The organism is Metabacillus litoralis (assembly GCF_007994985.1).
GTDB classification, from domain to species: Bacteria; Bacillota; Bacilli; order Bacillales; family Bacillaceae; genus Metabacillus; species Metabacillus litoralis.
On record NZ_VOQF01000008.1, the window covers coordinates 105,914 to 128,552 of the forward strand.

25 protein-coding genes are annotated in these 22,639 nt (G+C 33.7%); 15 read left to right on the top strand and 10 right to left on the bottom strand.

Features of this window, described 5'->3' with window-relative positions; translation table 11 throughout:
• Nucleotides 1-5: 5 nt before the first annotated feature.
• The gene (locus FS935_RS15325; RefSeq protein ID WP_439116662.1) at nt 6-848 is read right to left on the bottom strand and encodes a phosphatidate cytidylyltransferase; all 843 of its coding nucleotides are present in this window, start codon (nt 846-848) and stop codon (nt 6-8) included.
• 337 nt (nt 849-1,185) lie between these two features.
• On the opposite strand from FS935_RS15325, the gene FS935_RS15330 reads away from it, so the two are divergent.
• Nucleotides 1,186-1,734, top strand: a complete 549-nt coding sequence (locus tag FS935_RS15330) for a C40 family peptidase (RefSeq protein WP_146949529.1) — start codon at nt 1,186-1,188, stop codon at nt 1,732-1,734.
• A 391-nt stretch (nt 1,735-2,125) separates the two neighbouring features.
• Here FS935_RS15330 and FS935_RS15335 read toward each other — a convergent pair whose 3' ends face one another.
• From FS935_RS15335 to FS935_RS15345, 3 genes are all read right to left on the bottom strand, one after another.
• The gene (locus tag FS935_RS15335) at nt 2,126-2,995 is read right to left on the bottom strand and encodes a Cof-type HAD-IIB family hydrolase (RefSeq protein WP_146949530.1); all 870 of its coding nucleotides are present in this window, start codon (nt 2,993-2,995) and stop codon (nt 2,126-2,128) included.
• A gap of 234 nt (nt 2,996-3,229) precedes the next feature.
• Nucleotides 3,230-3,583 carry a YlbF/YmcA family competence regulator gene (locus FS935_RS15340; RefSeq protein ID WP_146949531.1) on the bottom strand — a complete coding sequence of 118 codons (354 nt, stop codon included), beginning with the start codon at nt 3,581-3,583 and terminating at the stop codon, nt 3,230-3,232.
• Nucleotides 3,584-3,984: 401 nt separating this feature from the next.
• The gene (locus tag FS935_RS15345; RefSeq protein ID WP_439116663.1) at nt 3,985-5,118 is read right to left on the bottom strand and encodes a DUF445 domain-containing protein; all 1,134 of its coding nucleotides are present in this window, start codon (nt 5,116-5,118) and stop codon (nt 3,985-3,987) included.
• 119 nt (nt 5,119-5,237) lie between these two features.
• On the opposite strand from FS935_RS15345, the gene FS935_RS15350 reads away from it, so the two are divergent.
• From FS935_RS15350 to FS935_RS15375, 6 genes are all read left to right on the top strand, one after another.
• Complete coding sequence (locus FS935_RS15350) at nt 5,238-6,593, top strand: YheC/YheD family endospore coat-associated protein (protein WP_158638617.1); 1,356 nt, start codon at nt 5,238-5,240, stop codon at nt 6,591-6,593.
• Between the two features lie 45 nt (nt 6,594-6,638).
• Nucleotides 6,639-7,736, top strand: coding sequence for a YheC/YheD family endospore coat-associated protein (locus tag FS935_RS15355; protein WP_146949534.1), 1,098 nt, complete (start codon nt 6,639-6,641; stop codon nt 7,734-7,736).
• Nucleotides 7,729-9,102, top strand: a complete 1,374-nt coding sequence (locus FS935_RS15360) for a YheC/YheD family endospore coat-associated protein (protein WP_146949535.1) — start codon at nt 7,729-7,731, stop codon at nt 9,100-9,102. The genes FS935_RS15355 and FS935_RS15360 overlap by 8 nt, the downstream gene beginning before the upstream one ends.
• Nucleotides 9,089-10,126: a YheC/YheD family endospore coat-associated protein gene (locus FS935_RS15365; RefSeq protein ID WP_146949536.1), complete on the top strand. Its 1,038-nt coding sequence runs from the start codon at nt 9,089-9,091 to the stop codon at nt 10,124-10,126. Before FS935_RS15360 ends, FS935_RS15365 begins: the two co-directional genes overlap by 14 nt.
• Before the next feature lie 65 nt (nt 10,127-10,191).
• Complete coding sequence (locus FS935_RS15370) at nt 10,192-10,401, top strand: YheE family protein (protein ID WP_146949537.1); 210 nt, start codon at nt 10,192-10,194, stop codon at nt 10,399-10,401.
• Nucleotides 10,402-10,449: 48 nt separating this feature from the next.
• The gene (locus FS935_RS15375) at nt 10,450-10,638 is read left to right on the top strand and encodes a hypothetical protein (protein ID WP_146949538.1); all 189 of its coding nucleotides are present in this window, start codon (nt 10,450-10,452) and stop codon (nt 10,636-10,638) included.
• A gap of 84 nt (nt 10,639-10,722) precedes the next feature.
• Here FS935_RS15375 and FS935_RS15380 read toward each other — a convergent pair whose 3' ends face one another.
• The 3 genes from FS935_RS15380 to FS935_RS15390 form a co-directional block, all read right to left on the bottom strand.
• Nucleotides 10,723-11,709 carry a class I SAM-dependent methyltransferase gene (locus FS935_RS15380; RefSeq protein WP_146949539.1) on the bottom strand — a complete coding sequence of 329 codons (987 nt, stop codon included), beginning with the start codon at nt 11,707-11,709 and terminating at the stop codon, nt 10,723-10,725.
• On the bottom strand, nt 11,699-13,030 hold the full coding sequence (locus FS935_RS15385) for an FAD-dependent oxidoreductase (protein ID WP_146949540.1): 1,332 nt from the start codon (nt 13,028-13,030) through the stop codon (nt 11,699-11,701). Before FS935_RS15385 ends, FS935_RS15380 begins: the two co-directional genes overlap by 11 nt.
• 297 nt (nt 13,031-13,327) lie before the next feature.
• Nucleotides 13,328-13,516 carry a hypothetical protein gene (locus FS935_RS15390; RefSeq protein ID WP_146949541.1) on the bottom strand — a complete coding sequence of 63 codons (189 nt, stop codon included), beginning with the start codon at nt 13,514-13,516 and terminating at the stop codon, nt 13,328-13,330.
• Between the two features lie 147 nt (nt 13,517-13,663).
• Between FS935_RS15390 and FS935_RS15395 the strand changes: the two genes are divergently transcribed.
• Nucleotides 13,664-14,566, top strand: coding sequence for a PucR family transcriptional regulator (locus FS935_RS15395; RefSeq protein WP_146949542.1), 903 nt, complete (start codon nt 13,664-13,666; stop codon nt 14,564-14,566).
• Nucleotides 14,567-14,704: 138 nt separating this feature from the next.
• A complete protein-coding gene (locus tag FS935_RS15400; RefSeq protein ID WP_146949543.1) occupies nt 14,705-15,817 on the top strand; it encodes an ABC transporter ATP-binding protein in 1,113 nt (370 codons plus the stop codon).
• Nucleotides 15,818-15,859: 42 nt separating this feature from the next.
• Here the strand turns inward: FS935_RS15400 and FS935_RS15405 are convergent, their stop codons facing one another.
• The gene (locus FS935_RS15405) at nt 15,860-16,102 is read right to left on the bottom strand and encodes a hypothetical protein (protein WP_146949544.1); all 243 of its coding nucleotides are present in this window, start codon (nt 16,100-16,102) and stop codon (nt 15,860-15,862) included.
• A 512-nt stretch (nt 16,103-16,614) separates the two neighbouring features.
• Here FS935_RS15405 and FS935_RS15410 point away from each other — a divergent pair.
• From FS935_RS15410 to FS935_RS15415, 3 genes are all read left to right on the top strand, one after another.
• Nucleotides 16,615-16,836: an alpha/beta-type small acid-soluble spore protein gene (locus tag FS935_RS15410; protein WP_146949545.1), complete on the top strand. Its 222-nt coding sequence runs from the start codon at nt 16,615-16,617 to the stop codon at nt 16,834-16,836.
• 182 nt (nt 16,837-17,018) lie between these two features.
• Nucleotides 17,019-17,141 (top strand): hypothetical protein, encoded by a 123-nt coding sequence (locus FS935_RS24240; protein WP_275580299.1) that lies wholly within the window; start codon nt 17,019-17,021, stop codon nt 17,139-17,141.
• Between the two features lie 532 nt (nt 17,142-17,673).
• Complete coding sequence (locus FS935_RS15415; protein WP_146949546.1) at nt 17,674-18,294, top strand: NAD(P)-dependent oxidoreductase; 621 nt, start codon at nt 17,674-17,676, stop codon at nt 18,292-18,294.
• Nucleotides 18,295-18,861: 567 nt separating this feature from the next.
• On the opposite strand, the gene FS935_RS15420 is transcribed toward FS935_RS15415, so the two are convergent.
• Both FS935_RS15420 and FS935_RS15425 read right to left on the bottom strand, forming a co-directional pair.
• The gene (locus FS935_RS15420; RefSeq protein WP_146949547.1) at nt 18,862-19,179 is read right to left on the bottom strand and encodes a YbjQ family protein; all 318 of its coding nucleotides are present in this window, start codon (nt 19,177-19,179) and stop codon (nt 18,862-18,864) included.
• Complete coding sequence (locus FS935_RS15425) at nt 19,160-19,363, bottom strand: hypothetical protein (protein ID WP_146949548.1); 204 nt, start codon at nt 19,361-19,363, stop codon at nt 19,160-19,162. Before FS935_RS15425 ends, FS935_RS15420 begins: the two co-directional genes overlap by 20 nt.
• A gap of 205 nt (nt 19,364-19,568) precedes the next feature.
• Here FS935_RS15425 and FS935_RS15430 point away from each other — a divergent pair, with 205 nt between their 5' ends.
• From FS935_RS15430 to FS935_RS15440, 3 genes are all read left to right on the top strand, one after another.
• Nucleotides 19,569-19,886 carry a hypothetical protein gene (locus FS935_RS15430; protein ID WP_146949549.1) on the top strand — a complete coding sequence of 106 codons (318 nt, stop codon included), beginning with the start codon at nt 19,569-19,571 and terminating at the stop codon, nt 19,884-19,886.
• Between the two features lie 191 nt (nt 19,887-20,077).
• On the top strand, nt 20,078-20,590 hold the full coding sequence (locus FS935_RS15435) for a universal stress protein (RefSeq protein ID WP_146949550.1): 513 nt from the start codon (nt 20,078-20,080) through the stop codon (nt 20,588-20,590).
• Between the two features lie 188 nt (nt 20,591-20,778).
• On the top strand, nt 20,779-22,089 hold the full coding sequence (locus tag FS935_RS15440) for a globin-coupled sensor protein (protein ID WP_146949551.1): 1,311 nt from the start codon (nt 20,779-20,781) through the stop codon (nt 22,087-22,089).
• Nucleotides 22,090-22,639 lie beyond the last annotated feature (550 nt).

The following is a 22,639-nucleotide window of genomic DNA, read 5'->3' on the forward strand; positions in this document are numbered from 1 at the left end:
GTGCTCTACATAAAATCAAAGAAATATCTAATAACATGGAAAAATACCGGTGATGTATATGTTAAGCTATCAACACGATTAATATAGCTTTCTTTAAGCGTGTCTATTTTCTCCTGATCACCAATTAACAAATCACGCTTTAATACTGAGATCGTTAAACTTCCAAAAAATCCACTTAAACTAATGAGAATGCCAGATAAAATACCAAACTTCATATCAAGTGGTGTTAAATATGGATAGATAAAGTAGGAAACTACAGTTGTAACGATGGCTGCACAAATAAATCCTTCCCAAGTAATCGTTGGATTTGCTGAGGGTACTACTTTTCTCTTACCAATGTATAGTGAAATCAAGTAATGAACAATATCGTTTACTTGTGTTAGCAAAACAAGAAATAACACAAGATTTGCGCCATATTCAGGTGTTGCAAATTGATAATATGCGAGATGACTTAATCCAAACACCATTAACATTAAGCCCCACTGCGTTGAACTTACTGATCTAAGAAAACCACTCGTACCTTTTCCTAACAATCTTGGTAATGGTAAAAATAAAAACACATAAACGGGAATAAATACGATAAACATTCCATACCATCCGATCATTATCCAATAAAACTGAACCGGAATAGCCAAATATGCCCAAAGGAACAAACGTCTGTCTGCTTTTCTAGTTTTCATCATGGAGAAGTATTCTTTTAAAGCAAAAAAACAAAGAACCATTAAAGACAACAAAGACACAATAGGATTAAATAATGTTGCCATACAAAAAACGGCAAACATTCCCCACCATGTTTTCACTCTAACAAACACATGTGAAAAATCCTTTTCAGTTTGCTGTTTACTCATAAATATAAATACTAGATTTACAGTAATTAAACCGATAAAAATGATCGTCAAAGTCCACAAGGTTGTACTCAATTTTCCACCTACTCAAATTTAAAATCCTACTACAACTCATCGATTTTTCTTATAATAAGTCTCATTCCAGCAAACATGTTTCTTTAAATATGGAGGAAGTAGCTCCTTATTTATTCTGTTCGCAACTTTTCTTCATAAAAATGCTACCCTTATAATACAAAACACTTTCAGCAAACTATTTTAGTACTTTAGCATCTATAATTCAGAAAAGAGCTTATAATAAAGTATAAAATAAATTAGGAATTTCCAAAAGAGGGAAAGATATATGAAATCTACCACATATGTATATATTTTACTAACCGATACAGGTACCTTATTTACTAAATCAATTAAAAAATACACCAGGGCTCCTTATAATCATGCCTCTATCGCATTTAACCATGAGTTGACTGAAATGTATAGTTTCGGAAGGAAAAATCCAAGTAACCCAATTAATGGTGGCTTTGTCAAAGAAGATCTGTTCACTGGCACTTATAGTAAATACCCTAAAACAACATGTGTTATTTATAGACTAGAAGTTTCAGAACGAGAAGTAGAAAAGATGCGTCGAGTTCTTAATGTTTTTATAAAAAACAAAAAGAAATTTCTATATAATCTCGCCGGTGTCTTGGGAGTTTCATTAAATGAACCTATTGAATTTAGCAATTCTTATTTTTGTTCACAATTTGTTGCTGAAGTACTACACAGAGCAGGAATTAAACTATGGGATAAGCTACCAGCACTTGTTACTCCTGATGATTTTAGACAACAAAAAAAACTTGAGCTTATATACGAAGGAAAGCTGTTTGATTATCCTGCAATTAAGAATAAATGATTGAAGATGAGGTACTACAAAACAGAAAGAGGATGAGACATAAGTATTTAAGCTAATGAAAAACCCGAATTATTAGGTGATATGTCAATTAAACATTCGCCTAATAGTTCGGGTAATTATTTGCTGTCATCGATAGATTTTTTATTGCATACTAATTCTAAGAACTAGTGGAATGGAGCGGAAGACACTCGACTCCTACGGGAATTGAGGAAAGGCTGAGACCCCGCAGGCTTGCCGAGGAGGCTCAGCTTCCTCCCCGTGGAAAGCGAGTGTCTGCAGCGAAATGGAACGAACTTGTTTCTTTCAGCTTAACTGAGTTTAGATTTGTTCGTATTTTTGTATGACTTCTTTAATTATGTCACAGCCTCTCAGATTGTTTAGTTTAATTATATTATCTATCTATCTTAATTTTACGCAAAAATTCTTGTCTTTGTTGTTTACGAAAATGCTCTTTAACCATGTATCCTACACCCTCGTGGTTATTTGACCTAGTTACCCAGTCAGCAGCATGCTTAACTTCAAAGGGTGCATTCCACATAGCTACACCTAGCCCAGCTGATGTAATCATTCCCTTATCATCTTCGGCATCACCAATTGCCACAGTTTCTTCTAATGAAATCTTTAAATGCTTTGCTAACATTCTTAATCCATATTCCTTTGATAAACCTTTTTGAACGATTTCCAGCTTCTTTGGTTGTGTCGCTTTTACTTCTACTCCATCGAATGCTTCTGTGATTAATTGCTCTGCCTCTTCTTTTTCATCTTCCTTTGAAAAATGGACATCAATCTTTGTTGCAGACACAGGCTCATCACGAAGAGTATCACCTAATGAATCAACAAACTGTACAGGATAAAACATAGAATCTGATGTGTTAAGAATTGATTTACTAAGTAAGTTTGAAGCAATTTTTTTTCTATTTCCAATTGAATATCTTTCATGAGTTAGACGAATATTACACTTGAAATTTTCAAGTACTTGAACAAGATTAAACGTCATTTCTTCTGAAATTCTCTTTTCAAATAATGGTTCATCAAGATTATCAGCTATAAATGCTCCACCATGTGTAATAATGTATGAATCTAGCTTTAATGCTTTTGCAAGCTTTTTCGCAGATTGAAAATGCCTGTTCGTCACAAGTGTTACATAAACACCTTTATCTTTCACATACTCGATCGCTTCTTTCGTGGACGGCTGGAGGCGACCATTTGAACGAAGCAAAGTACCATCTACATTAAGTGCCAGTAATTTATAATTAGTCATTGCGGGTCCCCCTTCTACAGATGTCAAAAACCTATTATGAGGTTATGTCCCTTTTAGTAAAAATAGAACAATCAGTATTTACGAAAAGTGGAAACTCCTTGATGAATAAGACACTTTGTAAAAGACTACCCAGGAAAGTGAATGAGTGTAACAGAAGAAATCAGTCCCAATGTTTATAAGAGACAAATAAAAAAACAGAATGGAAAAATCCATTCTGTCATTTTTATGTACTTATTATTGCTCCATGCTTCCGTACAATTCTTCTAGTGGCTTCATGATAATTTTGTTTAGCTCTGTAACTACCATGCTTAAACGTTGTTCAGCTGCCATTAGTTGTGAAATCGTCTCATGCTGCTGAACAAGTTGAACTGATTTTTGTGCTTGTTCAATTTCTTCTTCAGAAATTTCTTGTCCAGACATTTGCTTTTGTTGAAGACCCAATTGAATGTTACGGAAGTTCTCAAACATTTTGCTTGCTGATTCATCCGCGTTTACTTGATCATAAAGCTTACGTAAAGCTTTGAATTCATCGCTTTCTCGTAAAGCTGTTTCTAAATTGTATGCAACATCATATAAGTTTTCAGGCATATGATGAGCCTCCTTTCTAGTTTTGACCCATGTAGGCTCTCCCCTACACTATAACAAACTATTTGAAAAATATCATATTATGCATGTGAAAAGAGGATTATTTCAAAAAAAGTTTTCTATTGTAATCTCAAAAAACACTATAAAAGAGGAATACACATTCATGTACATTGCCTCTTTCTTTTTTAAAATTAGGCTCTGTTAAACTTTGTTGTTGATTTCCGTTACAGGCATTCGCTTTCCCGGGAAAAAAGTACCTTTTTTCCTAGGTCCGGGAGCCTCCTCGTAAGCTGCGCGCCTGTGGGGTCTCCCTTTGACACGCTTCTCTAAGCAGGAGTCTCATATATTCACCTCCAATCAACAAAGTGCTAAAAATCAAAATTAACCTTTAACATAGCCTAAAATCAAAACAACATAACAATAATTGCTTGAAAACCACCGATAATTCCACCAAGTAGAGCACCTAAATACGTAATCATTTTAAATTCTTTGCGAGATATTGAGAGGATCATATCTTCTAAGCGATCAACAGCAAATGTTTCTACTTGTTCTTTGACAACATCCTCTAGTTTCAGCCTTTTCATCATCTCTTCCAAATGAGATACAAGATAATTTGTTGTTAATTCAATAGCTTTAGGCAGCCATTTGTTAATTAATATTTCCTCATTTGGTTTTAAATACGTTGAAAGGGGCTTTGTTAATAAATCATTAGCATTTACTATCTCAACAATACGATCAATAAGGCCTGATCCCTTTTCAATAACTCCCCATTTTGCATCAATCTCTTCTAGTGTCATTTCTTTAATACTCGTCCACTCACGAGCAATTAGTGTTGTTAACAGATTTTTCGTTTCTTGATTTTTCAGGAACTTAACGACTTCTGGTTGAACTTTATCAACTAGACTATCATTTCCAAGAAACATGCCAATCATATTACCTAGCATTCCTCTTGTTGATAAAAAATCTTCAATCATCTTTTTAAGCTTTTGTTTTCCTTCAGGACTTTCAAAGTATGTGATTCCTTTTTCAGTAATGAACGAAGCAACCTTTGGAATTGCTACATATAGATCGTCTTCCACATGCTCTGGCACAATTTCTTGCAGGGATTTCTTCTTATTTTCTCTTATCAATTCATTATATTTACTTTGGGCAAACACCTTTAGCTTACTATTAATAAGATCGTTGGAATTTTCAATAGATAAAGCTGTCATTATTTGCTCTGGTGTTTTGTCCGACTGTATAAGCTTTTTAACTTGAATTTCTCCCCAAGATTTTATTTGCTCTTGAAATTGTGATTGAAGAAATTTCCGTTTAATACCTTCTGCTGTTAATAGGTGCTCAACGACCATTTTCCCAAGCTGATTAGCAAGCTCCTGTCTTCTTTTTGGAATTAGTCCTGGTGTAAACGGTACTCGTTTTCCAAAAACAAAAATAGGCTTATACGGCCGAAAAAGCATCTTGATTGCCAATGAGTTTGTAACTCCTCCAATTGCTGCACCAATACTAATCATGATTAATACTAATAATAAATCTTTCATCACCATCTACCTTCCACCACTTCACCGATTTTGATTCCTTTTCATACGATGATATATAAACATCAGCCTATACACATTATAGAGCTTGTCTTAACACCGAGCAAATGAGGGATTTGCACATGAAACAAGAATTGATTGAACTATCACCATTATTAACAAATTCCAGGCCTTATATTTGTGAAATCACTGAAGGACTTCGCAAGCAACTAGGTTTGTCTAAATACCTTCAATCCTTGAAAATTAACTGTGGAATGCATACTGTTACATGTCCAGTCGTATTAATAAATGAGGATCATTTAAGTTTGTCTCTCACTGATAATATTTTAGATGAATTACACTTACCGAAACAATCTTTTAAGCTGCAAGCAAAACAGATTGACTCTGCCCAAATTAGGCTTGGACCAATTATTGGTGTGTTAACAGAGATTTCAACAAAGCAAGGATTGAATTTTGGGTCTATTCACGATTTTTGTCATGAACTTGCACGATATTGTCATGCTAATGGATGCTTACTATATATTTTTTCACTAAAAATGTACAACAAAGATCATATGACAGGCTACTGTTTTACTGACGACAAATGGGTAAAAACATCTGTACCATATCCAGACGTCGTCCACAACCGAATTCATTCTAGAAAACTAGAACACTCAAAAACATTTTTATCCGTTACATCTGATTTTATTGAAAATAAAACTCCTTATTTTAATGATCGTTTTTTAAATAAATGGGAGGTACATCAAATATTATCAGCAAGTGAACATCTCGTTCCTTATTTACCCGATAGTAAGTTACTCGAATCTAAAGCTATATTAGAACAAATGCTTCACGACAAGAAGGATGTTTTTATAAAGCCTATTAACGGAAGTCAAGGAAAGCGGATTTTTCGAGTGATTGAACAAGAAAATACCTCTTACTTATTAGACTTCACTACCTTTTCTGGAGAAATAAACAAACAATATGATAGCTTTTACCAACTTTTTTCTGCTCTTTATCCTAGATTAAAAAGAGAGGGTTTCTTAGTGCAGGAAACAATCAATCTAAAAAAATATAATAATCACACACTAGATTTCAGATTTTTATGTCATAAAAAGGATCAGCAAAATTGGAAAATTTCCTCAAGCGTTGCACGAGTTTCTGGTGATAACCAATTTGTTGCAAATCTTGCTAGAGGTGGGAGTATCCATCAAATCAAAAGTTTATTAGATGAGCTTTATGGTGAGAGAGATAGCTTGCATTTACGAAAATTATTAGCGGAATTGTCACTTGAGATTGTTGAAGTAATCTGTATCCAAGCTGGTGGTGAATTTGGTGAATTTGGGATTGACCTTGCATTAGATGCAGAAGGAAAACCGTGGATTATTGAGGTTAATACTAAGCCTTCTAAGTCAGAGGATGATCCTAAAAAGGGCAAGGTTCGTCCTTCTGCACGAGCGATTATAAACTACTGCCTTTTTTTGTATAACAAAAATTGATTTTCTTATTAGATGGAATAAGAAGGAACGAAGGGAATGACGTAAATGCAAAAGCAAACATTAGGATTTTTGATCATTAATAAAAAGCATGAAAACACGTATATCACTGAGATTGCAAAAAGAAGTGAGTTTTTTAATATAGATTGTGTACGATTTGAACCAATGTCAATTGATCCTGATTCTTTACTGATTAACGGAGAGAAATTCGATCAACCATCACAGCAGTGGATAAATTCATCCTTTCCAATTCCCTCTTTTATTTATGACAGATGCTTTTACAATAGTCATCATGCCTCAAAAAAAGGCAAACCAATTGTTGAGTGGCTTAAGAAAAACCCTACTACCACTTTTTTAGGATTTGGTTTACCTGATAAATGGAAGATTTATACTTCGTTAAGAGGTCAACAAACAATAGATTCCTATCTCCCACAAACAGAGCTCTTAAATGATCCAATTCAAGTGATTAAGCATTTAAAAGTATCAGGGCCTTGTATTCTTAAACCTATAAATGGCTCAAGAGGTGTAGGAATTATTGCTGTTAAGCAAGACTCAGAAAATATTACGATTACTTATCATAAAGGCCATGATAAAAAAACAAAGAATTTTTCAACACTAAAGGATTTATCAAAATGGTGTGAAAAGCTTATCTCTCAGCAAGCTTATTTGCTACAACCCTTACTTCCCTTAACAGATGCTAACAATTACCCTTTTGATATCAGGTTATTTCTCCAAAAAGATCAAAATGGAGAATGGAATTTAATTGAAAAAGGTATTCGCAAAGGATACCACGGATCATTTTTATCAAATTTAAATAGTGGCGGAGATCCTTTAAGCTTTGCTGATTGGTCTCAATCATTAACATATAAGCAAAAATATCTACTTGAAGATGAACTAGCAACAATTATCCACTCTTTACCACCATTACTAGAAAAGCAATTTAAACAGCTTTTTGAAATAGGTGTTGATATTGGCTATGCACAAGATGGTTCAATCTGGATACTTGATATCAATTCTAAGCCTGGTAGAAAAACATTTACCAAAACAAACCCTAAATTAAAAGAGAGGCTTTATAATGCCCCATTAAAGTATTGTCAGTTTCTTAGTAACGATACAACCGCTAAAGGAGTCGAGATAAATGACTGATATTTATTCTATCAATACATCAAACTCCGAAGATTTTATTGTATATCTCCCATTAACTTCAAAAAAAAATGATGAGATTAACACAATATCCTTTGGCACAATTACTATTTTATGTGAGGTACAATATCTGCCTGAGCTCCAAGATACAATTGTTATCTCAGAACAGCTGTGCAAAGAACTTCATCTTCCGAGCCATGGAAAAACTCACTTGATTTTCCATGAACAAACTCTCCATCTTGGACCATTAATTGGGATTTTTACAGCCGGTTTCACAGATTCACCTCTAAGACCTATTGGAGAACGTTCATTATTTTTTGCTAAGTTTTTATCCATTGATCAGTCAATTGGGTTATTCACTTTTGTTTTTGGAGCTCATCATATTGATTGGGAAAATGGAACTGTTGAAGGGTTCACACATGGTAAAGATGGCTGGAAAAAAAGTAGATTCCCCTTTCCAAATGCTGTTTATGATCGATTACCAAATAGAAGAATTGAAAACCATCAAGCTCTTAAATTAGTAAAAAAACGATTAACTGAGGAATACTCTATCCCATGGTATAATCCAGGATTTTTCAATAAATGGTCTGTTCACCAACTACTTATTCAAGATATGAAAGTCGCAAAATATCTACCTGAAACTATTCAACAACCTACAATTAGCCAAATGGAAGAATTACTTTCCATCTATCAAAGCATCTATTTAAAGCCTGAGAACGGAAGCTTAGGACTTGGTGTTTTTCAGTTAATGTATTCCCGTGAAGAGAATACATATTATTCACGATATCGAGATGAAAATGAAATAAATCGTTTAAGAAAATACCCATCAATTGAACATTTTTTAAAAATAGCTTTTAAAGATCGGCTTTTATCAAATTATTTAGCACAGCAAGGAATTAAGCTCATTCGCTTAGATGGAAAGTCCATCGATTTTAGAATTCATACGAATAAAAATGAGCATGGCGATTGGAAAATCACTGCTCTTGCAGCAAAGGTAGCCGGAAAAGGCAGTGTAACAACTCACTTAAACAATGGTGGTGTTGTTAAAACATTAGAAGAAATCTACGATGATCCCAAAGAACGCTTAAAAGCATTTCATGACTTAACTGAAGCAGCTATCCTTTTAAGTGAGAGTATCGATCATTCAATACCTGGTTTTATAGGAGAAATTGGTTTTGATTTCGGAATAGATCAAGAAGGTAGAGTATGGATGTTTGAAGCAAACTCTAAGCCTGGAAGATCCATTTTTACACATCCAGAACTAGTAGATGCAGACCTATTATCAAGAAAGAGCTCTCTGCAATACGGATATTATTTGACAAAAAAAGCGATCTTTTCCCCAGAGGATATTATAAATGAAGAAGTATAACTATTTTCCGTTAGTTGGAATTCTAGCTAGTAAAGGTAGAGAAAGTAATAGCTTCCGTGGTGATGCTGTCATGTTTAAAGCAATACAACAGGAGCTTATGAATAAAGGTGGCCTTTCCTTTGTCTTTACAACAGATGATATACAAGATAACAGCATAATAGGTTATGTATTTTCAGAAAAAAATAAAAAATGGGGAAAGGCATCTTTCCCTTTTCCACCTATCATCTACAATAAAATTTCATCTAGAATGGATGAAAAAACAACTGAATTTATAAAATTACAACAATCCTATCAACAAAAGAATAAGACCTTTTTTAATCCTTATTTTTTTAATAAATGGCAATGTTATCAGGCTTTAACAAAAGAACAAAAACTTCAAACGTATCTTCCAAAAACATGGCTTCATTTAAACAGCTCATTTATCCTGGACTTACTTAAGCTCGGTGCAATATATGCAAAGCCTATAAAAGGACGTAAAGGTAAAGGCATTTATAAGCTAAAAGAACAAGATAAAATGTACTATATCTTTACTAAAGATACCTTCAAAACTTATCATAAAAGTTCCTTCTTGGATGAACTGGAATACATCATCCATAAAGATTATATTTTGCAACAGGAAATTAAAACAGATACTATAGAAGGCTGTAAATATGATTTGAGAATTCATTCTCTATATTCTTCTGGTTCCTATCAGATAACAGGTATTGGTGTGAGAAAGGCAGCAAAAAATTCAATTATCACTCATGTTCCCAATGGAGGAGAAATCATTTCATTTGCTAGTGTAGGTGATAAAATTTCAATTAACGAGCTGAATCATCTCACAGAGCTTGTGGGTAATTCCCTTAGTAAGAGCTTTGGATTTGTTGGTGAATTTTCAATGGATATCGGCATCACGCCACATGGTAAGCCTTACATATTTGAAGTGAATTCAAAACCTATGTTATTTGATGAAGGAAACATCCAGAAAAAAAGAATAACTGGCCTTACTGAGCTATTTATTGAACTTGCAAATAAAAAACAATAATTACCAAAAGGTATTTTTCCTTTTCATGCCGTATATTTTATATAGCTAGGAAAGGAGCGAGAAAATTGATTACACATTTTCAATATAAACCTTTATTTAAACAAGCAAATTTACCAGGTTGGAGAATCTCCTTTTATTTTCGAGGTACTCAATACGATGGAATTTATCATAAAAATGGACAAATTGAATGGGGATCTATTCAACCTCCAAAGGAAGAAGAATTAGCTATTCATACACAAATTCACGAATTAATGCTTTTTCATGTATATGAATGATACAAACTCCTAACGTACAAAATACTGTGTATGAGGAGGCATAAAAAGATGACTGACAAACATGACGATGTAAAACAAGATGTGAATTATGAAGGAAAGAACAAAGCCTACCTAGATATTGATCGAATGATTAATGAAGGCCTTTCTGGTGGCTCTGTTCATATGAGAGAGGAAACAACTAATATTGAAGAAGCTAGAGATCTAAAAAAAGAGGATCCACCATTTGAAGCGGAATGATTAAAAGCAAGTAAAAATCCCCCTCATTATTTATTACTAACTTGTCCTTAAACCAATGAGGGGGATGGCTTTTTAATGATACTCTCACTTCTCCAATGTAATAAGATACCAGCCTGCTTCTTTCACAAGAGGTGAAAATGATGTTACCCCTAAGTCTACATTTCCGGCAATTTTCTTAATCTCTTTTTTTGTAGGCAAAGGATAAAGGTTTTCATAAGCAGAGAAAAAACTATTAAAGATACTCGAAAATTGCTTTCCATGCTTCCCATTTTTGATCGGAGTTATGATCGATATTATACCTCCTTCAGATAACCACTTCCCTATATGTTTAAAAAGCTTCTGTCGTTCTTCCATTGATAAATAATGAAGTAAATTATGAACCAAAACCAAGTCAGCTTTTGTGTCAGGAATCCAGTCAAAAGCATTTCTACATTCAATGTTTACTTTATCTAATGAATCAGACCTAGCTTGTGCTTCCAAGGCAACTTCTTCATTCACTTCTAACCCATGCATATTTATTTGTGGATATCTATCTGCTAGTCTTTGTAAATATCCACCATGTCCACAGCCTACATCAACAATTTCTTGTATCTTATTTTTCTTCACTAATTTTGATATTTTCCTTAAAGCTATTTGCTCTAACATTGAGGAAGTTTGTGCCACTACCGTTCCATGTAATTCCTCGTTAAAGACATGTTTCTTATTCGTTTTCATCATTGAAGGGTAACTTAAGAGAGTAGGAATATGTAATTCCATCATTTCTTTTAAGATCGCCCCAGTTGAGCGTGTATTTTTCTTTGGTGCTGGTAACATCATTTTCTTTATCGTTTGGAATCTTCCTTTTGATCCTTTTTTCATATAAGAAATAGCTACACCAACGTCAATCCATCTTTGCAGGAGATCTTCTTGTAAGCTATATTGTTCTGCTACTTGAGAAACTGTTTTTGGTTTTTTAAAAGCTGTATATAAATTTAATTCATACCCAATGTATGCGTGCCAGCTGTATAGAAATGGAATATTTCGTTTCATCCAACCTCTAGCTTTGATTATTCGAATATACTCAGCAATCATTTGCAACTCCTCCTTTGTATCTCCATGGATAATCCTCTTTCATTGTGAACAAATGATCAGATTGAAGCATATGTTTCTTCTGAAAAGAACGCGCTGGTAATAAACCAAGTTGAATGAATCTTTCATATAAAGACTCTTTCCACATTCCTAACCCTGAAATATTAAGCATTTGCTTGTAATGAAGCATATGGTCATTTTCCATCTGTTTAAACCCACGACCACGTATTTTTGTAAAATAACGAAACGGCTTTGAGTATGCAAGTGCTGCTAAGTGACTAAGATTTAATAAATGATCAACTCTAGGTTTTCTTACCTTTTCAAACCAGTTAAGATGCTTTTCGGAATAATCACTTTGTTCATCCATCCAGCAAATTAAATCACCTAAAGCATCTCCATCTTGAATAGCTAAATTCATCCCTTCACCTGCCATAGGATGTACAGTATGTGCTGCATCACCGATGATCACCTTATTGTGTTTAGAATAAGCTTTTGCATGATATTGAAAGGGAATCATTAATTGAATTTGCTTCCAAGAAGGAATTTGATTAATAAAAGTATCTAGCTCTGGACAAAGAGAAATAACTCTATCAAAAAATTCTTCAATACCCTTCTCCTTAATTGCCTTATATTCTCCCGAAGGAATCAAATAAACTGACCTTACCTTATTATCAGGTAATGGAAATAAACCTAAAAATGTATCTTTGGTTGAAATCATTTTTCCTTCAGTTAAATCACTCGGTCTAGGAAAAGTTACAGTTAAGAAATGATGATCATACATTTGCTCTTTGATATCATTTCCAATGTACTGTCTTACTTTTGATCTCCTTCCCTCTGCCCCGACAAAAACCTTTGCATTTATTTGTAGAGTTGACCCATTATAATTAATTAAGGCTTTATCTTGATTAACAAATTCTGTAAACCTTGCAGGTTGATAATAATGAAACGTTGTATATTTCATCGCATTACTCAATATAATTTTCTTTAACTCTTCATGAGGAATCATTAAACCATAGTTAAACGGTGTACTGATCACGCGATAATCCATCTTTGATTTTCCTCTATGCTGATAATAGCCTGATTTATTTTTCTTTTCTTCAACTGAAATGGTGTGAAGTGGATGACCATTCTTTCTAATTTCTTCTGCTATATTTAATCTTCGAAATATTTCTAAGCTCTTAGGCTGTAACAGTTCCCCCTTATACGTATGGGAACTTCCCTTTTGTTGTTCAACTACAGTCACATCGATTCCACACATCGCTAGCCTTAAAGCAACCGTTAAACCACCAACTCCTCCACCAATAATTAAAACATCTGTATTCATTTTTTCACCCCTTTAATTGCTTGGTTTGTTTTCCCCTACTAAAAACTCAACGAAACCTCTAAACTCTCTACTAAAGATTTCTTAAGACTTGGCTCTGTTAAACTTTGTTGTTGATTTCCGTTACAGGCATTCGCTTTCCGCGGGCGGTCCGGGAGCCTCCTCGGCGCAAGCGCCTGCGGGGTCTCCCTTTGACACGCTTCTCCCGCAGGAGTCTCATGCCTTTCACTCCAATCAACAATGTGCTAAAATCAACATTAACCTTTAACATAGTCTAAGACATAAAAAGACTGACATTTGTCAGTCTTCATCACATGATTGTTTTCCTAATTTAAATTGATCTAAAAACTCGTTATATCCTTCTATCTTTCCTTCTATCTTCGCAATTGTAATCTCATCTAAATTTTCCTCATCTAGCTTTTGACAATTTTCTTTTATCATTGTTTTTACATAAGATGCTATTGCCGTTTCGTTAAATGTTTCTAGCATATTAAAGCCTCCCTATTATTCGTCTTTATTCTTCTTTACCCTTTTTAAAAAAAGAATAACTTGTGACAATCATTCAATTTCCTTTTAAGCAATCCATTTCTTTTCTATAATGTTAATAGAACTTATTGCGCGAAATGAGGAGATTTTATGCTAGAAAGATTAATGCAACATTATAAACATGCAATGACAACAAGTTATTCTCCTAATGACTCAACATATGAATGGTTTCAAACTGAACTTGGACAAACCTTTGGAATTCTAAAGTCTTCTCTATCAGAAACTGAGAAAGAATTACTAGTCACCCTTTTTCACCAAATCCAAAAAACTAATGAAGGTAACTTTTCAGTTAGTCAACAAAAATGGTACGACTTTCTGTTTTCAGAAAAACCAATTGATACTCCTCCATTGGCTGCTGAACAAAGTAATGTTCGTTTTTACTATTTTTATTTAACAAAACCAATTGATGATAAGCAAAGCTTTGAGGAGGCAGTTCAAGGTATATTAAATTCAGATCTTATTCTTTGGTTGAACTCTTCACAAGGTATCATAATTGAAGAAAAACCTACTGCTATTTTAGAAATGGACTCCTTAAAGAATTTAAGTGATACGCTAACAAGTGACTTCTATGTGGAGCCATTCTTATACATTGGACAACTTCAAAAAAATGACTCTTATCTTAGAGAAAAGTTCAAGCAAGAGCAAAACTGCTTTCAAACTGTACATCACACTTCAAACCGTGAAAGAGTGATAAGCTTTTATGAAGCGCTCCCCTTACTTGTGCTCAAATCACCTTCAAAAATTAGTGGGAATTTATTATCAAATCATTTGGTAGAGGCTCTTGAGGATAATGAACTTATTCATACAATAGAAGCATTTCTTCAATCAAACTTAAATGCTTCGTCAACGGCAAAAAGATTATTTATTCACCGGAATAGTCTTCAATATCGTTTAGAAAAACTACTAGAAAAAACAGGTATTGATATTAGAATATTTTCTAATGCTGCATTTATATTTTTAGCAATAATGGTTGCTCGATTAGAAAATAAATGATTACTATATTTCTTTGAATTACAAGTTGCACAAAAAGGCTGATTTTTTTTCGTGCAACTTGTACGTTTACTTTATTCTTTGAAATCCCTTACAATGAAATCAAGTTAAAACGCTTTCAGAAATAGGGAGGAATAGAAAATGGCAGAGATTCAATTAAATAATATTTATAAAATTTATGATAATAAAGTAACAGCAGTAGAGGATTTCAACCTTCACATTCAAGATAAAGAATTTATCGTATTCGTTGGTCCTTCAGGTTGTGGTAAATCAACTACACTTCGTATGGTTGCAGGATTAGAAGAGATTTCAAAAGGAGATTTCTTCATCGATGGAAAACGTATGAATGATGTTGCACCAAAAGATCGTGATATCGCAATGGTATTCCAGAACTACGCTTTATATCCACATATGAATGTTTATGACAATATGGCATTTGGATTAAAGCTTCGTAAATTACCTAAAGACGAGATTGAGCGTCGTGTAACAGAAGCAGCTAAAATTCTTGGCCTTGAGCAATATTTACAACGTAAACCAAAAGCTTTATCTGGTGGACAACGTCAGCGTGTTGCACTAGGTCGTGCAATCGTTCGTGATGCAAAAGTATTCTTAATGGATGAGCCTTTATCTAACCTTGATGCTAAGCTTCGTGTAGCGATGCGTGCTGAAATCACTAAACTACACCAACGTTTACAAACAACTACAATTTACGTAACACATGACCAAACAGAAGCAATGACAATGGCTACACGTCTTGTTGTATTAAAAGATGGTGTGATTCAACAAGTTGGTTCACCTAAAGAAGTTTATGACAAGCCTGAAAACTCATTTGTTGGTGGATTCATCGGCTCACCTGCAATGAACTTCTTTAAAGGTAAGCTTGGTGATGGTAAATTCACAATGGGTACTACTACTGTAGATGTTCCAGAAGGTAAAATGAAATACCTTCGTGAGCAAGGATATGTAAACAAAGATATCCTTATGGGAGTTCGTCCAGAAGAAATTCATGATGAGCCAGTATTCATCGATTCTTCTCAAGGATCAAAAATCACAGCGAAAATTGAAGTAGCTGAATTAATGGGTGCTGAAACAATGCTTTACTCTGAAATCGATGGGCAAACTTTCGTAGCACGTGTTGACTCTCGTACAGATGTTAAACCTGGTCAAGAACTTGAACTAGCTTTAGATATGAATAAAGCTCACTTCTTCGATATTGAATCAGATTTAAGAATTCGTCCAGCTGGAGAAAAATAATAAATAAACAAAAGCCATGTTCTACTTGAACATGGCTTTTGTTTATTCACCTATAGATTTAGTTTCTTGATGTTGACACCCAAGACAATAAAAGTAGTGGATGCACTCGTGATTTTCTAAGGATTTTTCATAACCATCAAATAATTTCATTACATCTATATCCATATACGCGCTATAATCATCAAAATAATCTATAACCTTTCCTTGATCTTCCATTAAACTTTGACAATTAGGACATTGAAATGACTTCGTCTCAAATCCATTACATAAAGGACATAACCCCATCCTTTCATCTCCTTTAACTCTAACTCTTCATACGATTAGATTCTCTCAATAGTGGCTCAATTATGTAATGTTCAAAAGCTGATGCATTAGTATCCTCTTTAATACTTGTATTTGGAATAAAATTTTAAAGTCACTACTTTTGCTCCATTCACTATACAGAACTCATATCAATAAATTATCATTGTAAAAATCTACGTTACTCAAGCTTTTTTATCGTCATTTATTCAAATTGATAAGAATTACAGGCTTTCATACATCGGTTAGAACATCAGAAATATAACGATGATTCTTTATTTTTTCACATGAGAAAAATTTACCAAAAAAAATGTGTATATAAACTTAAAAATCATCCATAATACTTAGTAACAACAAAGCAACACACATTATTAACTAAAGCAAATTATCTTGATGGGTTACGCCGAGTTAGGCGGTGAAGTACAACACTTCATAAGTTTGGTGCAAATCCAACTAACCCAACCATTAAAAAACTATTATGAGGAGATGAATGACAGATGGCACAAAACAGTTCAAACAACAGCAATTCGTCTAACCAACTAGTAGTACCAGGAGCTTCTCAAGCAATTGATCAAATGAAATATGAGATCGCTTCTGAATTCGGCGTTAACCTTGGTGGAGAAACTACTTCTAGAGCTAACGGTTCTGTAGGTGGAGAAATCACTAAGCGTTTAGTATCAATGGCTCAACAATCTATGAGCGGTTATACTCAACAATAACAATTAAATATATTTGGCTAAGAGGCTGGCACTTTGTGTCAGCTTCTTCTTTTTGTGGATTTTTTCACGGTAATAAGTATCAAACAAGTTCTGAAAACCATATAGTATAAAAACATCCATTCTTCCTTTTTAACTATCGATATTCGTTCAACAAGGAAATCATCAAAAAGGAGCGGATAATTATGCTCGACTCTGTAGATTGGAAGCAAGTTGCTTTTGTTGGATATACTTTATTTCATGAATATGTTGTTTATATACGATTTCCCCAGGTTTATTACTGGGAAGAAGCTAAAAAGAAACTATAATATAATCTTAAAGGCTGACAGTTTTTATGTCGGTCTCTTTTTTATTGGCTCTGTTAAACTTTGTTGTTGATTTCCGTTACAGGCATTCGCTTTCCGCGGGCGGTCCGGGAGCCTCCTCGGCGCAAGCGCCTGTGGGGTCTCCCTTTGACACGCTTCTCCCGCAGGAGTCTCATGCCTTTCACTCCAATCAACAATGTGCTAAAAATCAACATTAACCTTTAACATAGCCTTTTTATTAACCCCATATTAATGCCTTTAATTTTTATTACCATTCAAATATTTTTTATTTTTCTCTAAATAAAGTATGATCTTTATAAGAGGCTCTTTTCTGAAAGATTGTTGTTAATTAACGTAATTTCCTGTTAGAAACAATGTTGTTTTCTTATAAAAGTTACGAATACAAGAAGAAAAGATGCCTCTAGACTTTATACAGTGCTGTTTTCTTCATATTACAAAAAGCAAAACAGTATACGAAAACAGCCTTATAAGAAGTTTTTCCAGGTAAATTAAATTTGTTTTAGAGGTGAAATAAATGAAAGTTGCATTATTAGGAGCTACAGGTCGGGTAGGTACTGAAATTTTATCTTTCCTTTTAAATGATAAATATGAAGTTTCGACTTTAACTCGAACACCAGAAAAAATACATACTACTTCTCCATTACTATCTGTAATAAAAGGAGATGCAAAAAATTACGAAGATATCCAAAATGTTATCGATGGTAACGACCTTGTAATTAGTGCTCTAAACACTGACGGAAGTGATACCCTTTCAATCACTACCCCACATCTTATAAAAGCGATGAAGAAAAAAGGACTTCATCGCATCATTACGATTGGTACAGCTGGGATTTTACAGTCACGAATAGAACCAGAAGTCTTTCGATTTCAATCAAGTGAATCCCGTAGGAAAACAACTAGAGCAGCCGAAGAGCATTTAAGAGTGTTTCAGCAGCTCAATGCCAGCTCTCTAAATTGGACAATCGTCTGTCCAACATATCTTCCAGATGGTAAGTTAACAAAAAAATATCGCTATGCAGCTGATTTCCTACCTGAAGCTGGAAGAGAAATCTCTGTACAGGATACTGCGCATTTTGCATTTAAACAAATAGAAAATCAGGAGTTTGTAAAAAAGCGAGTAGGCATTAGTTATTGATGTTTGATCGAACTTTCGTATGATTGAATCCACTTTTCTCTCGTCTGTTTGCTTGCTAAAGGTCATCGTCCACTCGATGATGACCTCTAACACACCTATTGCCTTGCTTATAGCTATACAATTACGGTAACTTCAAATTTTTAATATGATTTTCCACAATTAACAGCATAAAGAAAGAGGCTGGGACAAAATTATATAAGCTAATGAAAAATCCGAATTATTAGGTGATATTTTAATTAATCATACACCTAACAGTTTGGGTTTTTATTTCCTGTCTTCAATAGATTTTTTGATTTTGCATACTATTTTTTAAGATCTAGTGGAATGGAGCGGAAGACATTTGACTCCTGCGGGTGCAGAGGAAAGGCTGAGACCCCACAGGTGCGCAGCTTACGAGGAGGCTTAGCTTCCTCCCCGGCGAATCTTATGTCTGCAGCACAATGGAACGAACTTGTTTTACAGCTTAACTGAATTTAGATTTATACGTCTTTTTGTATGACTTCTTTAAATATGTCCCAGTCTCTTTCTTCAACATATATCTATTGAAATCCTCATCAATCTCATCGATTACTCTTCTATTGTCACAGCTGTACCATAAGCAATTATTTCTGATGCATTTTGCATAACCGCAGACGATTCTAATCTCATACAAACAATTGCATTTGCGCCTTTTGCCTTTGCATCATCAACCATTCGACCGATTGCTTTTTGTCTAGCTTCTTCCATCATTTCTGTGTATTCCTTTAATTCTCCACCGACAATGGTTTTTAACCCAGCCATAATATCTTTACCTATATGCTTTGATTGAACTGTGCTTCCTCTAACAAACCCCTTATATTCTTTTGTTACTTTACCTGGTACTGTTTCAGTAGTTACGATAATCACTTTCATCATCCTCCTTTTTTTCATCCAGTCTAAGCTTAATAAATGCAACAAGTAAGACAGCCAATGATAGGAAATACACAAGAAACAATCCAATTGCAATAGTTATATTAATAAACAAAAAAATAATGCCAATAATCTGGGTGAAGACTGCAGTAATCATACTTATGTATTTTACTTTTTCCATCTTCATCTTCCTTTCTTAACAATACTTTAACTATACCTTTTTTTAGCAAATTGTTGAATTATTTTTATGATCTTAATAACTACTTTTTTATAAAAATGACTAGGACTATTTTATCATTTTATTTTGTAAGTGTTTTTATTTTATGAAGTAGAGGTATTAAACGACTAACAACAAATTACAGAAACTTTAAATGGAGGTTTTTGAGATGAACAAGCAATTATCTATTAACTTGCAAATAGAAAATCAATTACGTATAGATCAAGTCATTAAAATCAATCAACTTGCCAAATCATATAACGGTAAAATTTATTTACTAACTAAAAATAAAAGTGAAATAAACGCTGGTAGCCTCCCTACTTTAATTACATATCTTTTAACAGTAAAAAGTGGACAGGTTCTTAGCGTAGTAATCGATGGCCCTTATCCTCAGCTTAAATTAAATGATTTAAAACAGATTTGTTCTTCAACAGTTGTAATGCAAAATCACAGAGTGTTACAGCCAGCATTGAAAATGAAGATTTAAATGAGTTTGTCTAATAAATATATACAAGGTGGTGAGTTTTAATGTTACGTACGATTTTTATGATTGTCGGTGCCATTGTCGTAATTGGCTTTTTAATTGGCTTAATCTTTTAATGTCAAATTCAGATTAAATGATTAGATTTATGAATATAGGGAAATTAACTAGTATCACATAAGAAAGGATGATGAAACTTGAAAAAATTTCAACATTTAGTTGTTGCATATGACGGAACTGACGATAGTAGAGAAGCACTAGAACTCGGAATTGATATGAGCAAACAATTACAATCATCTCTTTCGGTTGTTAACATTCAAAAAGAAACCACTTTTACTGAAGTGACAAACAGTGACAGATCGGGCGTGTTTCCACCTACAAGTACACCTCCAGTTGGCGGCTTGAATCATTATCCAGTTGTACCAGTTCCAATAGAAGAACCAGATACGAGAGAACGAGAGTATTCAGAAAAAGAAGCAGCTTTAAGAAGTGAAGCACAGCGAATACTAGATGACCATAATGTTGATGGTGAAGTTAAGGTGGCATATGGTGAACCTTCAGATGAAATTGTCAATTATGCAAAAAACAATGATGGTGATTTGATTATCATCGGCAGTAGAGACATAAGTGGATTGAAGCGACTTATATTTGGTAGTGTAAGTGAAAAAGTATCTCACAGTTCAACAATTCCCGTGTTAATTGCTAAATGAAGCAGAGATTAAATTCTCTGCTTATTTTTTTAGGCTAAAAAATAATCTTTTTCTTCAATAAATAGAACTATAGCAACAATATTTCAGAATAAAACATCTATTTACAGAATTCCCTAAAAATATCTAAAAATCAACCGATATACCTAGTAAAGACAATAAAGAATAATTGGGTAAAGGGGATTTAAAATATGGGGATTCTTCCATTTAAAAAGGATAAAAAGACAGCAGCTTCATCTTTAGAGAAAAATAATAGTGAGTTAATGTCACAGGTTTCATTAAAAATTAGTGAACAAGAACTACGTAAACAATTAGATATGACCGGATTAACAAAGGATGATCTTTATCTAGCACTTACGTTAAAGCCTTATATCCAAGAAAATATTGATCAAATAGTAACTGCTTTTTATTCTTCATTCGAAGCTAATGAAGGTTTAATAGAAATAATCAATAATTATAGCTCCGTCGATAAATTAAAAGGAACACTTAAAGAGCATATTTTAAAGATATTTAATGGTCGTTTAGATGATGAAGATGTAATTCGTATGAGAAGGATTGCCCACATACATGTTAAAATAGGTCTTGAAGCAAAATGGTATATGGCCGCATTTCAACAGCTTTTTGCTTCAGTTATTAATACTGTTGAATCGAAGCTTGCAACGAAGGAAGATGTTATTTTAACTGTTCACAGCTTAAGTAAATTATTTAACTTTGAGCAACAAATTGTGTTAGAAGCTTATGATAATGAATACGCGAAACTTCAAGCTGAAATCGACTTACAAAAGGAACAAATTCGTACAGATGTGAATACGTTAGCTGAACAACTTGCTGATTCTAGTGAAGAAACTAATGCATTTATTCAAGAAATTCTTGCTCAATCAAAAGAAATTGCCTCCTATTCTATTGATCGTTTTGAAGTGGCAGCTACAGCTGAAGACCAAGCACATAATGGAAAGAAAGATTTAGAAAAACAAAATGAATTAATGACATTTATTGAAAAAAGTACAGAAGACATCATTCAACAAATGAAATCTTTAGAGCAAACTTCTGAAAAAATCAATAATGTTGTTGGAATCGTTACTTCAATTGCTGAACAAACAAACTTATTAGCATTAAACGCTGCTATTGAATCCGCACGTGCTGGTGAATATGGTAAAGGCTTTGCTGTTGTTGCGAGTGAAGTTCGAAAGCTTGCTGAAGAAACAAAGAACTCAGTTCAAGGTGTCTCAAGCTTAATTACCAATATTCATACTCAAATAGATAGCATGTCTAGCTCTATAAACAATGTGGCTGACCTTACAACGAAAGGCACAACACAAATGAACGAAATGAATTCATTCTTTGATTCAATTGTTGAAATTATGAACAATAATAAACAACAAAGTGAGCTAGCAAAAACAGATTTAACAAACTTCACTAATATCATTAATGATGTCTCAAACTCTATTTCTCAAATAGCTAATACTTCTGATAGCTTAAAGCAAATGGCTAAAACAATGTAAAGCTATTTAGGATTTAAAAAGTAATATTTTAATAAGCTTTTGAGGCTGGGACATAATTAAAGGAATCATACAAAAGGACGAATAAATCTAAATTCAGTTAAGTTGAAAGAAACAAGTTCGTTCCATTGCGCTGCAGACACTCCATTCTCCGGGGAGGAAGCTGAGTCTCCTCAGCTACGCCTGCGGGGCCTCAGCCTTTCCTCTATTCCCGTAGGAGTCGAGTGTCTTCCGCTCCATTTCACTAGTTCTTAAAAATAGTATTCAAAATCAAAGACAGCAAAATAAAAACCCGAACTATTAGGCGAATGATTAATTGAAATATCACCTAATAATTCGGGTTTTTCATTCGCTTAAATACTTATGTCCCAACCTCTCTTTATTTTCGGTAAAAAAGTAGTATTGTTGAGATTTTCTATTACTTAGCGATTAATATTCGTGAAGAATACTTACACTGTCAAAAATAACCTTTTTTAAAATTGTTACTTAATTAAAGGAACATTTTCAATCATTTTCATTCTTTGCTATTATTTTTTATATTTTCAAAATAATT

What these genes read in the sequence shown, in the direction of transcription:
- FS935_RS15415 (WP_146949546.1), top strand. Translation starts at nt 17,674, where the DNA reads ATGAAAGTTGCATTATTAGGAGCTACAGGTCGGGTAGGTACTGAAATT.
- FS935_RS15330 (WP_146949529.1), top strand. Translation starts at nt 1,186, where the DNA reads ATGAAATCTACCACATATGTATATATTTTACTAACCGATACAGGTACC.
- FS935_RS24240 (WP_275580299.1), top strand. Translation starts at nt 17,019, where the DNA reads ATGCTCGACTCTGTAGATTGGAAGCAAGTTGCTTTTGTTGGATATACT.
- FS935_RS15395 (WP_146949542.1), top strand. Translation starts at nt 13,664, where the DNA reads ATGCTAGAAAGATTAATGCAACATTATAAACATGCAATGACAACAAGT.
- FS935_RS15345 (WP_439116663.1), bottom strand. Translation starts at nt 5,118, where the DNA reads ATGAAAGATTTATTATTAGTATTAATCATGATTAGTATTGGTGCAGCA.
- FS935_RS15380 (WP_146949539.1), bottom strand. Translation starts at nt 11,709, where the DNA reads ATGATTGCTGAGTATATTCGAATAATCAAAGCTAGAGGTTGGATGAAA.
- FS935_RS15430 (WP_146949549.1), top strand. Translation starts at nt 19,569, where the DNA reads ATGAACAAGCAATTATCTATTAACTTGCAAATAGAAAATCAATTACGT.
- FS935_RS15400 (WP_146949543.1), top strand. Translation starts at nt 14,705, where the DNA reads ATGGCAGAGATTCAATTAAATAATATTTATAAAATTTATGATAATAAA.
- FS935_RS15425 (WP_146949548.1), bottom strand. Translation starts at nt 19,363, where the DNA reads ATGGAAAAAGTAAAATACATAAGTATGATTACTGCAGTCTTCACCCAG.
- FS935_RS15365 (WP_146949536.1), top strand. Translation starts at nt 9,089, where the DNA reads ATGAAGAAGTATAACTATTTTCCGTTAGTTGGAATTCTAGCTAGTAAA.
- FS935_RS15390 (WP_146949541.1), bottom strand. Translation starts at nt 13,516, where the DNA reads ATGCTAGAAACATTTAACGAAACGGCAATAGCATCTTATGTAAAAACA.
- FS935_RS15340 (WP_146949531.1), bottom strand. Translation starts at nt 3,583, where the DNA reads ATGCCTGAAAACTTATATGATGTTGCATACAATTTAGAAACAGCTTTA.
- FS935_RS15355 (WP_146949534.1), top strand. Translation starts at nt 6,639, where the DNA reads ATGCAAAAGCAAACATTAGGATTTTTGATCATTAATAAAAAGCATGAA.
- FS935_RS15405 (WP_146949544.1), bottom strand. Translation starts at nt 16,102, where the DNA reads ATGGGGTTATGTCCTTTATGTAATGGATTTGAGACGAAGTCATTTCAA.
- FS935_RS15360 (WP_146949535.1), top strand. Translation starts at nt 7,729, where the DNA reads ATGACTGATATTTATTCTATCAATACATCAAACTCCGAAGATTTTATT.
- FS935_RS15350 (WP_158638617.1), top strand. Translation starts at nt 5,238, where the DNA reads ATGAAACAAGAATTGATTGAACTATCACCATTATTAACAAATTCCAGG.
- FS935_RS15440 (WP_146949551.1), top strand. Translation starts at nt 20,779, where the DNA reads ATGGGGATTCTTCCATTTAAAAAGGATAAAAAGACAGCAGCTTCATCT.
- FS935_RS15410 (WP_146949545.1), top strand. Translation starts at nt 16,615, where the DNA reads ATGGCACAAAACAGTTCAAACAACAGCAATTCGTCTAACCAACTAGTA.
- FS935_RS15385 (WP_146949540.1), bottom strand. Translation starts at nt 13,030, where the DNA reads ATGAATACAGATGTTTTAATTATTGGTGGAGGAGTTGGTGGTTTAACG.
- FS935_RS15375 (WP_146949538.1), top strand. Translation starts at nt 10,450, where the DNA reads ATGACTGACAAACATGACGATGTAAAACAAGATGTGAATTATGAAGGA.
- FS935_RS15335 (WP_146949530.1), bottom strand. Translation starts at nt 2,995, where the DNA reads ATGACTAATTATAAATTACTGGCACTTAATGTAGATGGTACTTTGCTT.
- FS935_RS15325 (WP_439116662.1), bottom strand. Translation starts at nt 848, where the DNA reads ATGAGTAAACAGCAAACTGAAAAGGATTTTTCACATGTGTTTGTTAGA.